10 protein-coding genes, 1 tRNA gene and 2 rRNA genes (1 of these 13 running past the window's edge) are annotated in these 12288 nt (G+C 60.4%); 6 read left to right on the forward strand and 7 right to left on the reverse strand.

What is annotated here, in order from left to right; genetic code table 11:
- Positions 1–67: 67 nt before the first annotated feature.
- Positions 68–1057, reverse strand: a complete 990-nt coding sequence (locus tag ACXAGF_RS17025) for an LLM class oxidoreductase (protein ID WP_475018562.1) — start codon at positions 1055–1057, stop codon at positions 68–70.
- 72 nt (positions 1058–1129) lie between these two features.
- Positions 1130–2119 (reverse strand): zinc-dependent alcohol dehydrogenase family protein, encoded by a 990-nt coding sequence (locus tag ACXAGF_RS17030; RefSeq protein WP_475018563.1) that lies wholly within the window; start codon positions 2117–2119, stop codon positions 1130–1132.
- A 130-nt stretch (positions 2120–2249) separates the two neighbouring features.
- On the opposite strand from ACXAGF_RS17030, the gene ACXAGF_RS17035 reads away from it, so the two are divergent.
- Entirely contained in the window at positions 2250–3176 is a 927-nt protein-coding gene (locus ACXAGF_RS17035) for a LysR family transcriptional regulator (RefSeq protein WP_475018564.1), read from the forward strand.
- Between the two features lie 64 nt (positions 3177–3240).
- Here ACXAGF_RS17035 and ACXAGF_RS17040 read toward each other — a convergent pair whose 3' ends face one another.
- Positions 3241–4128, reverse strand: coding sequence for a LysR substrate-binding domain-containing protein (locus tag ACXAGF_RS17040; protein ID WP_475018565.1), 888 nt, complete (start codon positions 4126–4128; stop codon positions 3241–3243).
- A 109-nt stretch (positions 4129–4237) separates the two neighbouring features.
- On the opposite strand from ACXAGF_RS17040, the gene ACXAGF_RS17045 reads away from it, so the two are divergent.
- The 5 genes from ACXAGF_RS17045 to ACXAGF_RS17065 are packed head-to-tail and all read left to right on the forward strand — an operon-like array spanning position 4238 to position 9514.
- A complete protein-coding gene (locus ACXAGF_RS17045) occupies positions 4238–5434 on the forward strand; it encodes a trans-sulfuration enzyme family protein (RefSeq protein ID WP_475018566.1) in 1197 nt (398 codons plus the stop codon).
- A 48-nt stretch (positions 5435–5482) separates the two neighbouring features.
- The gene (locus ACXAGF_RS17050; protein WP_475018567.1) at positions 5483–6505 is read left to right on the forward strand and encodes an amino acid ABC transporter substrate-binding protein; all 1023 of its coding nucleotides are present in this window, start codon (positions 5483–5485) and stop codon (positions 6503–6505) included.
- 17 nt (positions 6506–6522) lie between these two features.
- Positions 6523–7647: an amino acid ABC transporter permease gene (locus ACXAGF_RS17055; protein WP_475018568.1), complete on the forward strand. Its 1125-nt coding sequence runs from the start codon at positions 6523–6525 to the stop codon at positions 7645–7647.
- Positions 7644–8753 (forward strand): amino acid ABC transporter permease, encoded by a 1110-nt coding sequence (locus ACXAGF_RS17060; RefSeq protein ID WP_475018569.1) that lies wholly within the window; start codon positions 7644–7646, stop codon positions 8751–8753. The genes ACXAGF_RS17055 and ACXAGF_RS17060 overlap by 4 nt, the downstream gene beginning before the upstream one ends.
- Complete coding sequence (locus ACXAGF_RS17065) at positions 8753–9514, forward strand: amino acid ABC transporter ATP-binding protein (RefSeq protein WP_475018570.1); 762 nt, start codon at positions 8753–8755, stop codon at positions 9512–9514. The genes ACXAGF_RS17060 and ACXAGF_RS17065 overlap by 1 nt, the downstream gene beginning before the upstream one ends.
- Positions 9515–9742: 228 nt before the next feature.
- Here ACXAGF_RS17065 and ACXAGF_RS17070 read toward each other — a convergent pair whose 3' ends face one another.
- From ACXAGF_RS17070 to ACXAGF_RS17085, 4 genes are all read right to left on the reverse strand, one after another.
- Positions 9743–9949, reverse strand: coding sequence for a hypothetical protein (locus ACXAGF_RS17070; protein WP_475018571.1), 207 nt, complete (start codon positions 9947–9949; stop codon positions 9743–9745).
- 73 nt (positions 9950–10022) lie between these two features.
- Positions 10023–10099: transfer RNA gene (locus tag ACXAGF_RS17075), tRNA-Met, on the reverse strand.
- A 104-nt stretch (positions 10100–10203) separates the two neighbouring features.
- Positions 10204–10318 (reverse strand): 5S ribosomal RNA (rrf, locus tag ACXAGF_RS17080).
- Positions 10319–10412: 94 nt separating this feature from the next.
- Positions 10413–12288, reverse strand: a 23S ribosomal RNA gene (locus ACXAGF_RS17085) (it continues 923 nt past the right edge of the window).

Below are 12288 nucleotides of genomic sequence, written 5' to 3' on the forward strand. Positions count from 1 at the left end.
TACTCGTCAATCTGCAGGCGTTTGGTCGAAGGAACTGCAATGCTTTTCTTGACAGCACCCGCGCGGCTCATGGCGCACTGATGCTGAAATTCGGAATGACTTCGGTTCCGATCTCATCGAGTACATCGGCCACCGGTCTCCGGCTGAACCTGAGGTTCAGTGCGACATGGTTGACCCCATTGGAGCGCAGGTCGTCCAACAGAATAGCCAAGCGCCTTCGGCCTATCCGATATCCTAGATGGATCGGGCTGGGCGGCGTATCCGGATCTGCGGCAAGGTCGATGTATAGCGATTGGGCGAGCGGCTTGAATCCTGCTCCGAGGCGGTCGAGTGCTTCGCGCCACCGCGAGGCGACCTGGGCCTGCTGAAATACTTCGCGCGGGTAAGTGAGCCACCCATCGCTACGCAGCGCGATCCAGTCAAGCGATTGCTGGCTTTGGCCGGTGACGAGGGTGGGCAGCCGGGGCGAAAGAGGTTTGGGCACGAGATCGCCGCCGCCCACCAGCCGGCCATAGTGCGCCGACGCGTAGACCGGAAACCGCTTTGTGAGCAACGCTTCCGTGTAGTCGAACGCGTCGCGGAACAGTTCGGCACGCAGGTCTGCTTCGCGGCCATAGGCCGGGTACTCGACCGGGCGGTCGCCCGAAGCGACGCCGAAAACGAAACGCCCGCCGGATAGGCGATCGAGTGACGCCGCCGCCTTGGCGACATCGATCGGGTGATGGAGCGGCAGTATGACGGCGCCCGTGGCGAGCGCGATGGTGGACGTGTGCGCCGCGATCGTCGCGAGCCAAACGAAAGGGTCGTATATCTGGCCCAGATCGCCGAAGCTCGGGTCGTTCAGCGGCACGTCTCGCGCCCAGAGCGCCGCAAAGCCGAGACGCTCGGCTTGCTGGGCGAGCTCAATCTGGTCGCGCATTGCCGGCTCGGGTCCGTCGAAAGACTCGATCGGGAAATAGACGCCGACCGTCAACTTCTCGGGCGCGTACATTGACGCGTAGCCGCGGCCGAAGGAGTTCGGGCCGGCGTTCTCGGCCGGCGATGGGGCGACAGTCATCGTTCTTTCTTTCTTGAGGCGGATCCGGCCGGGGCGAGCCCCGACCGTCCGCGCGACGTTCCAGTTGTCAAGTTAAGCACCCGCCTCGCCCGACACGTCGATCACGACCTTGCCGCGCAGGCCGCGCGCGGAGCCGTTCTCCAACAGCTCATGGGCCTCGCTCATGCGGGCAAGCGGCAGCGTGGCGCCGATCACCGGCTTGACCAGGCCGCGCTCGACCAAGTCCGTGAGGGCATCGAGCTTGCCCCGGTTCTGGCGGGTGAACACAAAATGGTAGGCTGCGTTCTTGCCCCAAGCCTCGATGAGGTTCTGCGGCTGCCCGATATCGACGAGGCTGACCACGCGTCCGGCATCCGCCAGCGCGAGCGGGCTTCGCGTGAGCGTATCACCGCCGATCGTGTCAAAAATGACATTCACGCCTTCCCCTCCGGTCAGCCTGGCGACTGCTTCCACATAGTCTTCCGAAGAGAAGTCGATCGTCTCGTCGGCCCCGAGCGAGCGAACGAACTCGTGGTCGCGGGCGAGCGCAGTCGTGATCACCCGTGCGCCAATCGCCTTGGCTACCTGCACCGCGATCGTGCCAACGCCGCCCGCACCGCCGTGGATGAGGATCGTTTCACCGGCCTTTAGCTGCGCGCGCTGGACGAACGCCTCCCAAACCGTACCGCCAACGAGCGTCAGGCTCGCCGCCTCAAGGTGCGTTAGATTCCGGGGCTTTCGGCCGACGAGCTCGACGTCGGCAACGTGCTGCTCTGCGTATGAGCCGGCAGTGCCGAAGATCTTCGGTGTGTAATAGACCTCATCACCGACTGCGAACTCTTGAACGTCTGAGCCTAGCTCCTCGATCACGCCGGAGATGTCATGGCCGATGATTGCAGGCAACGGCACGTAGTCTGTGTAGTCGCCGCGGCGGATCTGGTAATCGAGCGGGTTGATGGCGGTCGCATGCACCCGCACTCGCACTTGGCGCGGTCCTACCGCCGGCACTTGCACGTCGCGCAGTTCGAATGCGTCCGGGCCGCCGAAACGGGTGAGGACGGCTGCCTTCATGGTCTTGGTCATGGCGATATCCTTTCATTGGCGGCCCCATAGGCTACGGCGCCGTTTCGATGCCCTATTTGATCTATCGTGATTGCGTTGAGTAGCAGTCCTGCTTTAGGATCAGTTTCAACGATCTCTTGAAAGCAGTGCCATGGAAGTGGACGACTTGAACCTGTTCGTGCGCATCGCTCAACTGCGGAGCATCAGCGCCGCAGCTCGTGACTTGGGTCTCACGCCAGCGGGAGCCAGCGCCAGACTGGCGGCGCTCGAGCGAAAGCTCAGCGCCAGGCTTCTCCATCGCACGACGCGGCAAGCAACCTTGACCGAGGACGGTCTCGCCTTCCTGCCACATGCAGAACAAGTTGTGCTCGCTGCAGAATCCGCCCAAGCAGCGCTTGGGCGAGAGCAAATCGCGCCTCGCGGCACGTTGCGGGTTGCGGCTCCCGCCTCGTTCGCGCGGATGCATATCGTGCCCGGCTTGGCCCTGTTCTGCAGGCGATATCCCGAACTGGCGCTCGATTTGCGCATCTCGGACAGCATTGTCGATCTCGTCGAAGGAGCCTTTGATGTTGCGGTTCGTTATACCAAGCTCAGCGACTCTTCCTTCGTCGCCCGGCGGCTTGCTCCGGACAATAGAGTACTGGTTGCATCGCCCGAGTATATTGAGCAACGCGGGCGGCCGAACACGCCCGACGACTTAGCGAAACATGCCTGCCTGGTCGTCGGCACGCTTGATCTCTGGACGTTTCGAGCGAAAGACGAAGAGTTGATTGAGCGGCGTGTTACGCCCAGCCTCCGCATCAATGACGGCAGCGCCGTGTGCAACGCAGCCACAGCCGGGCTTGGCATCGCCCTGATGGCCACTTGGTGCGCATCGGACGAACTCCGATCTGGCGCCCTCGTGCCAGTCCTTCCCGAATACCCGCTGGTTTCAACCCAGACGCTTTGGGCGATATATCCAAGCTCCCGTGAGCTGGCGCCAAAAGTGCGGGTTTTCATCGACTGGCTCGTCGATCGATTTGGGCATCAACCGTACTGGGACCAAGGGCTGGAAAATATCTTGGATAGCAGTCGATGACAGGCACGTCCCACCAAACAACTTCATGAAAAGCGAAGTTGCCCTAGCCAAAGTGCTTGGTCCATCAATCTTCGAACACCGAATATTTCCCAATTTCGTCGATGAAGTCGGAGACGATCCGCGACGGCAGCCGGTTCGGTGGCAGGAGAAGAAGTGTCCGGAAGTAGATGGCCGGTTCGAACGGGCGCAGGCTGAGACCTTTGCCGAGATAGGGCTCGGCCGTCATTGGATTCACCATACCAACCCCCAGACCGGCCTGGACCATGGCGCAAATGGTGGTCGAAAACGGCGTTTCGAGCACCATCTTCGGCTTTATGTTCTCCCGAAAAAAGACCGCCTCCGCGGCACGACGCGTCGTGTCCTCCGGTGACAGGGCAATGAAGGGCTCGCCATCGAGATCGGCGGGCCGGATCACCTCGACGGCTTCGAGGCGATGCCCGGCCGGGATGGCGACCACCACGCGATAACGGGCGAAGGGTCGCGCATCGACACCCGTGACATCGACTTCATCGGCCGCAAGTCCGACATCGAACTGGCCGGACGCGACCAGGTCCTTGACGATCGCGGACATGCGGGCCTGGAAGGTAATTGCGACATTGGGATGCCTCGCCTGGAAGCCGCGCAGAGCCTTCGGCAACACATTCGTACTCAGCGCCGAGAGGCTGGCAACGCGGATGGCCCCCGATCCGAAATCCCTGATGCGGGCGGCGGCGCTGCGAAGATGCACAAGCCCGGTAAACGACCCTTCCACTTCGTGGAAGAAGAGCTGGCCCTCCGCCGTTGGCAGCATCCGCCCCTTCTGACGAAGGAAGAGAGCAAAGCCGATATTGCGCTCCAGCTCCTGGATTGCCTTGCTGACCGCCGGTTGCGAAATGCGCAGCACCTCCGCCGCCCGGGATGCGGTCGCATTGGTCATCACCGCATGGAAAACCTCGATCTGCCTGATATTCACCGGGCCACCTTATAACCTGAAAGAATAGACTTCTCTTACATTGATATTGGACGGAATGGCTAGCGTTGTGATCAAAAATTGGAAGCCAGATCGCGAAGGAAAAGCCACGATGAAAGATCTCACCCAATGCGTCGTCACCCCAAAGGTCAACATGGAGGGATTCGAGACGCTTGCGACCGCTACCCACCGTGGATCGACGATCGTCTTCAAGGATGCGCAAGCCTACGCGACACGCGGCCAACGTGGCCATGACGGTTACACCTACGGACTTTACGGCACGCCCACGACCCGCGCACTGGAAGCCAAACTGACGGCGCTCGAACAGGGTGTGCGGACCTTCCTCGTCCCCTCCGGTCAGGCCGCCAACGCCATTGCCATGCTGCCTTTCCTCAAGTCGGGCGACAAGATCCTGATCGCCGACAACGCCTATCCGCCGGTCCGCGACTTCGCCAATCGCGATCTCGCTCGCTTCGGCGTGGACGTTGCCTATTACGATCCGGTATCCACGACCGACCTCGAACGGCAGATCGACGACCGCACGAGGATCGTCTGGTGTGAATCGCCCGGGTCGACCACCATGGAGATCCAGGATCTTCCGAGAATTGCGGAGATCGCCCATCGTCACGGCGCCCTGGTCGGCTGCGACAACACCTGGGCAACGCCCTTGAACTACAAGCCGCTGACGCTGGGTGCGGATTTCGTCACCGAGGCGCTGACGAAATACATCTCGGGGCACTCGGACCTGCTTATGGGCTCGATCACGGTGCGGACTGAGGATCTGATTGCCCCGATCCGCTCGACCCTCGGTCGTTTCGGCATCGGCGTGTCGCCCGACGATGCAACGCTCGTCCTGCGCGGACTGGAGACACTCGGCGTCCGCCTCAAGCATTGCGCAGAGGGCGCGGCCACACTGATCAAGTGGATCGAGCGCCACCGGCTTGTCGACCGCGTACTTTTCCCGTCCCTGCCGAATTTTCCTGGCCATGAGATCTGGAAGCGCGATGCTCTCGGGGTCAGCGGCGTGTTCAGCGTGGTCTTGACGCCTGAAGCCTCCCGTCATGCGGCGGCAGCCCTCGACGTGTTGAAGACCTTCGCCATCGGCGCCTCCTGGGGCGGGACGCGTAGCCTTATCGCTCCCATGCCGGTGAAGCTGAACCGAAGCGCCACCCAATGGAGCGGCGAGGATCTGGTCTTGAGGATCAGTGTCGGACTGGAGGATCTGGACGACCTCAAAGCCGATATCGAGGCGCTTTTCGCCAACATCGCCGCCCGAGTCGCCCCTGCCAAAGCCGCTCGGGCTGGCTGACCGCGCCGGCTCCATCCAAACCAAGCACACAACAAGAAAGGGAACATCATGGCATTGAGAAGATTGGGAACGACCGCTCTTTTGGTTGGGTTGCTGGCCGGCGCAATGCCGGCCGTGGCACAAACGACGCTGGAGGCGGTCAAGGCTCGCGGCACCCTCAAATGCGCCGCAAGCCAGGGCACTGTCGGCTTCGGCGCCCCCGACGAAAAGGGCTACTGGCGGGGGCTGGACGTGGAGACCTGCCGGGCCGTCGCGGTCGCGGTCTTTAACGACAAGGACAAGGTGGAATTCGTCCCCCTCAGCGGCCAACAACGCGTTCCGGCGCTGCAAACCGGCGAAATCGACGTTCTGCCGCGCACCTTCACCTGGACCCTGCGCCGCGATGGCAACGGGCTGAACTTCACAACCCCGAACTACTACGAATTCACCGGCTTCATGATGCCGAAATCGCTCGGCGTGACCAAGGTGGAGGACATGACCGGTGCATCGGTGTGCGTGCAAACCGGCTCGACGACCGAGGTGGTGGCAAACGACGTCTCGAACGAGCACAATCTCGGGCTGCGGCCGGTCGTATTCGAAAACAGCTCCGCCCTCAGCCAGGCCTTCTTCTCCGGCCGGTGCGATGCCCTGATCACCGATGCGGCAGCACTTGCGTCCCTTCGCGCAACCAAGACCGACAATCCGGACGAGTACGTCATCTTCCCGGCAACGCGGTTCATGGACGCCCTGACACCGGCCGTGCGGCACGGCGATGACCAGTGGCTGGACATCGTCAACTGGTCGATCCAGGCTTTGATTGCGGCAGAACAACTTGGCATCACGCAGGCCAACATCGCCGAAATGGCGAAGTCCGAAGATCCGCGCGTCAAGCGGTTCCTTGGCGTCGAGCCCGGCAACGGGGCCGCTCTCGGGCTGGATGAGAAATTCGCCTACCACATCGTCGAACAACTCGGCAACTACGGCGAAGTCTTCGAACGCAACCTGGGCATGGGCAGCGCGCTGAAGCTCGAGAGGGGTGCCAACAAGCTGTTCAACGACGGCGGACTGCTGTTCCCGATGGCATTCCAGTGACAGGACGGAGGCTGGCAATGCTCTCGATCCTCTGGGACAACAAACGCGTCCGAAATGTCGCCGTCCAGATCCTTTTGTTCGCGGGATTCGTCAGCCTTCTCCTCTGGCTATGGAACAATACCGCCGCAAACCTCGCCGAGCGCGGTATTCGGGTCGGATTTGACTACCTCGATCGCCAGGCCAACTTTCCCATCTCGGAAAGCGTCTTGCCCTATGACCCGTCGGACACCTTTGGATGGGCCTATGTCGTGGGCCTGACCAACACGGCCACAATAGCGTTGGTGGCAATCATTTGCTCGACAGTGGCGGGGCTGGCAATCGCCCTCGTTCGGCTTGCGCCAAATCCGCTTGCTGCAAACATGGCCGCCATATTCGTCGGGGCCATCCGCAACATGCCGCTGATCGTGCAACTGCTGTTCTGGTACGCCTTGGCCACCACGCTCCTGCCGGCGCCGCGACTGGCCTACAATCCGCTTCCGGGCGTCTATCTTTCGCTGCGCGGCCTGTATGTCCCTTCTCTCAGCCTGGGATCCTATGGCGGATATTTCATTGGTGTCGCCGTCCTGGTTCTGTTTGCCCTTGTGACAGCCTTAAGACGCAAATCGCCAATGCAAATGGTGATTGCCTTCGGTTCGGTTTCGACAGTCCTGACCGCTGCCGGGTACGTCGTGCTCGACCCTGCCCTGCACGCGCCCGAGTTGAAGGGCTTCAACTTCGTTGGCGGCACGAGGCTGTCACCCGAGTTTGCAGCGCTCATACTCGGTCTGGTCATCTACACGTCGGTCTTCATCAGTGAAGTCATCCGCGGCGGGATCGAGGCCGTGCCGCGCGGACAATGGGAAGCCGGCCGCGCGATTGGTCTCTCCGAGCGGCAGACGATGTTTCACATCATCCTTCCACAGGCCTTGCGGATCATCATCCCGCCGATGACGTCGCAATACCTGTCGACGGTGAAGAACACCACGCTGGCACTGGCTGTCGGCTATCCGGAACTCGGCCTCGTCGTCGGTACCGTGATCAACCAGACGGGACAGGCGATCGAAAGCATCGCGATCCTGCTTGCCGTCTTTCTGACGATCAGCATCGCGGTCTCGCTCTTCATGAACTGGTACAACGCCCGCGTGGCACTGGTGGCACGATGACAAGCGCAACAATGGTCAATCAAGCAATCCAGGCGATCGACGCCTCCCCGAGGCAGGCATCGCCGCCAGTCAAGCGCAGGCCCCTGCTCAAGCTGCTATTCGGGGATTTCGTCAGCGCGCTGCTGACGCTTGGCGCCGTGGCGGTGGTCCTGTCGCTTGTCCCCGCCCTCAAATGGGGGATCACAGATGCCGTATGGGCGACGAATGATCCTGCGGCGTGCCGGGCCGGTGGGGCCTGCTGGGCTTTCATTGCCGCCAAGATGCGCTTCATCATCTTCGGTCTGTATCCGCCCGAAGAGCAATGGCGGCCACTGGGAGTGATGGAGCTGATCCTCGTCATGATCCTGGCCTCGCTGTCGCCAAATCTCTGGGGCCGCAAGCTCCTCCTGTCCTGGCTGTGTGCCGTTGCCGTCATGCTTGCCCTGATGTGGGGCGGCTTTGCCGGATTGGAATTCGTCTCGACCTCCAACTGGGGCGGATTGCCGGTGACGCTGCTGCTGGCGCTCCTTTCCCTTGGGCTTGGCTTTCCCTTCGCCATTTTTCTCGCGCTCGGCAGGCGCTCGGCGCTCCCGGTCCCGCGTTTGCTGTCGGTTGCGCTCATCGAAACGGTGCGCGGCATGCCGCTGGTCGGGTTGCTTTTCGTCGCCTCGATCCTGCTGCCCCTTCTTTTGCCGTCCGGCTGGGACATCGACAAGCTCGGCCGAACCTTGGCGGCGCTCACGGTGTTTGCCGCCGCTTACCTGGCGGAGGTCATTCGCGGCGGTCTACAGGCCATCCCGGCCGGTCAGGTCGAAGCCGCCAAGGCGCTCGGAATCCCGCACTGGAAGGCCATTCAGCACATCGTGCTCCCGCAGGCGATCCAGAAAGTCATCCCGCCCCTGACAAACACCGCGATCGTAATGGTCAAGAACACCAGCCTTGTCATGATCGTCGGAGTTTTCGACATGCTGAGCGCGGGGCGGTCGGCGGCCATGGACCCGGTCTGGCCCGCGCCCTACGCCGAAAGCTACCTTTTCGTCGCATTCATCTATTTCAGCATCTGCCTCGGTATTTCCCACTACTCCCGTTGGTTGGAAATTCGCGTGAAATCAAAGGACTACCGATAATGTCATCAGATTTTCAGGAGCCTGGCGGGCACCCGGCAATTCTCATCCGCAATGTCGAAAAGTGGTACGGCCGCTACCACGCGCTGCGAAACGTCAGCCTGTCGGTAAAGCAAGGCGAGCGGATCGTCATCTGCGGCCCGTCAGGATCGGGAAAGTCGACGCTGATCCGTTGCGTCAACCATCTCGAGGAGCATCAGAAGGGTGAGATTGTCGTAAACGGGAAGACCCTCAACGACAGCCTGAAGAACATTGACTCCGTGCGACGGGACGTCGGCATGGTCTTTCAGCATTTCAACCTTTTTCCGCATCTGACAGTTCTGGAGAATTGCACACTGCCACAGATCCTGGCGCGGGGCGCGTCCCGCAAGGAGGCCGAACGGCGTGGCATGCAGTTGTTGGAGCGGGTGAAGATCCCGGAGCAGGCGAAAAAATTCCCGGGCCAGCTTTCCGGTGGACAACAGCAGCGTGTCGCCATCGCCCGTGCGCTCTGCATGACGCCCAAGGTCATACTGTTCGACGAGCCGACATCGGCGCTCGATCCTGAAATGGTCAAGGAGGTCCTCGACACGATGATCGCTCTCGCGGAGGACGGCATGACGATGATCGTCGTGACGCACGAGATGGGCTTCGCGCGCCGGGTCGCGGATCGGGTCGTCTTCATGGATCGGGGTGCGGTCGTCGAGAGCAATGTTCCCGAGCTCTTCTTTGGTTCGCCGTCGAACGAGCGCACCAGGGAGTTCCTGCGCCAGATCGTCCATTAGGGGTTAGCTTTCGGGGCAGCACGAAGATCGGTGTCCGATTGTCGTGTTGGGCGTGCTAGCAGCGGACGGTCAGCATTCGTCTGAAGCAGGCGCCGGCCGAGGAAGATTTCGGGGAGAGGATCAGGAAGCTCAAGGCGAAGGTCAGTCCGGAAGCTGTCGAACTGGTCATCAACTCCGCCTTCTATTATCTGCGCGAGCACGCCGACACGGAAGCGAAACAGCCGTTCATCAACATCGTGCCAGTTCATCCAGAAGGTGGTGATCGGCAGGACCCCGGGTCACCAGCCGGCGTCGTTCGAAGTGCACGGCCGGATCGGCTCGATCCTGGCTGCGATGGCAGCGGCGACGATCCTGGAGAAGCAGTTCGAGGCGCTCAAGCGGCACGATTGTCTGGAGAAGCTGCGCACGGGCGACCTCGAGACGGAGCAGAAACAAAAAAAGCTCCTCGACGCTTACGCGGAGGAGCTTTCTGAGAAGCGACTTGAATGGGCAAGTATTCAAGTCTCGTTGGTTGCGGGGGCAGGATTTGAACCTGCGGCCTTCAGGTTATGAGCCTGACGAGCTACCGGGCTGCTCCACCCCGCGTTATTGTTGTTCCGGACCGGCTCTGGGCTGTGCGTGCGGCCTGTTCCAGGTGTCGGGCTTTGGGCCCTTGCGTGTCGAGAAGATTGTTGATTTGCCTTTAGCAGACCTGGCAGCGACCTACTCTCCCGCGTCTTAAGACGAAGTACCATTGGCGCTGGGGCGTTTCACGGCCGTGTTCGGAATGGGAACGGGTGCAGCCACCCCGCCAGAACCACCAGGTCGGCTAAGGGCAAATTGATTGAGAAGCTGGTGAGGTTTTCACCTCGTTTGTCTTGAACACGTCGCCATCCGGGGATGGGCATTGTCAATGAGAACGATCAAGCCGATCGAGCGATTAGTACCGGTAAGCTTCACACATTGCTGCGCTTCCACACCCGGCCTATCAACGTGGTCGTCTTCCACGGCTCTGATAGGGAATACTCGTTTTCAGGTGGGTTTCCCGCTTAGATGCCTTCAGCGGTTATCCCTTCCATATATAGCTACCCTGCTATGCCCTTGGCAGGACAACAGGTCCACCAGAGATATGTCCATCCCGGTCCTCTCGTACTAGGGACAGATCCTGTCAATATTCCTACACCCACGGCAGATAGGGACCGAACTGTCTCACGACGTTCTGAACCCAGCTCACGTACCGCTTTAATTGGCGAACAGCCAAACCCTTGGGACCTGCTCCAGCCCCAGGATGCGATGAGCCGACATCGAGGTGCCAAACAACCCCGTCGATATGGACTCTTGGGGGTCATCAGCCTGTTATCCCCGGCGTACCTTTTATCCGTTGAGCGATGGCCCTTCCACGCGGGACCACCGGATCACTATGACCGACTTTCGTCTCTGCTCGACTTGTCAGTCTCGCAGTCAGGCGGGCTTATGCCATTGCACTCGACGAGCGATTTCCGACCGCTCTGAGCCCACCATCGCGCGCCTCCGTTACTCTTTCGGAGGCGACCGCCCCAGTCAAACTACCCACCATACACTGTCCCGGACCCGGATGACGGGCCGCGGTTAGACATCCATGACGATAAGGGTGGTATTTCAAGGATGGCTCCACAGAAACTGGCGTCCCTGCTTCAAAGCCTACCACCTATCCTACACATGCCGACACGAATGCCAGTGTAAAGCTATAGTAAAGGTGCACGGGGTCTTTCCGTCTGACCGCAGGAACCCCGCATCTTCACGGGGAATTCAATTTCACTGAGTCTGCGTTGGAGACAGCGGGGAAGTCGTTACGCCATTCGTGCAGGTCGGAACTTACCCGACAAGGAATTTCGCTACCTTAGGACCGTTATAGTTACGGCCGCCGTTTACTGGGGCTTCGATTCAAAGCTTGCACCTCTCCTCTTAACCTTCCAGCACCGGGCAGGCGTCAGACCCTATACGTCGTCTTGCGACTTCGCAGAGCCCTGTGTTTTTGATAAACAGTCGCTACCCCCTGGTCTGTGCCACCCCTCTCCACTTGCGTAAAAAGGGGTCACGCTTCTTCCGAAGTTACGCGTGCAATTTGCCGAGTTCCTTCAACGCAGTTCTCTCAAGCGCCTTGGTATACTCTACCTGACCACCTGTGTCGGTTTCGGGTACGGTCTATAATGGTGGAGCTATTTCCTGGAACCGCTCCGCCGCCCAGCCAATCCAATAAGGCTGAACGACTTGTGCAATCCGTCACTACCACCAGGCCCACGAATATTAACGTGGTTCCCATCGACTACGCGTGTCCGCCTCGTCTTAGGGGCCGGCTAACCCTGCTCAGATTAACTTTAAGCAGGAACCCTTGGTCTTTCGGCGAGCGGGTCTCTCACCCGCTTTATCGTTACTCATGTCAACATTCGCACTTCCGATACCTCCAGGACCCCTCACGGGTATCCCTTCGCAGGCTTACGGAACGCTCCGCTACCACGTGCATTGCTGCACATCCTCAGCTTCGGTGCATGGCTTTAGCCCCGTTACATTTTCGGCGCAAAGACCCTTATTTAGACCAGTGAGCTGTTACGCTTTCTTTAAATGATGGCTGCTTCTAAGCCAACATCCTGGTTGTTTTGGGATCCTCACATCCTTTCCCACTTAGCCATGACTTGGGGACCTTAGCTGGAGGTCAGGGTTGTTGCCCTCTTCACGACGGACGTTAGCACCCGCCGTGTGTCTGCCGACTAGTACTCCCCGGTATTCGGAGTTTGGTTAGGATCAGTAAGACGGTG

This window comes from Mycoplana sp. ABR4_002 (genome assembly GCF_056159645.1).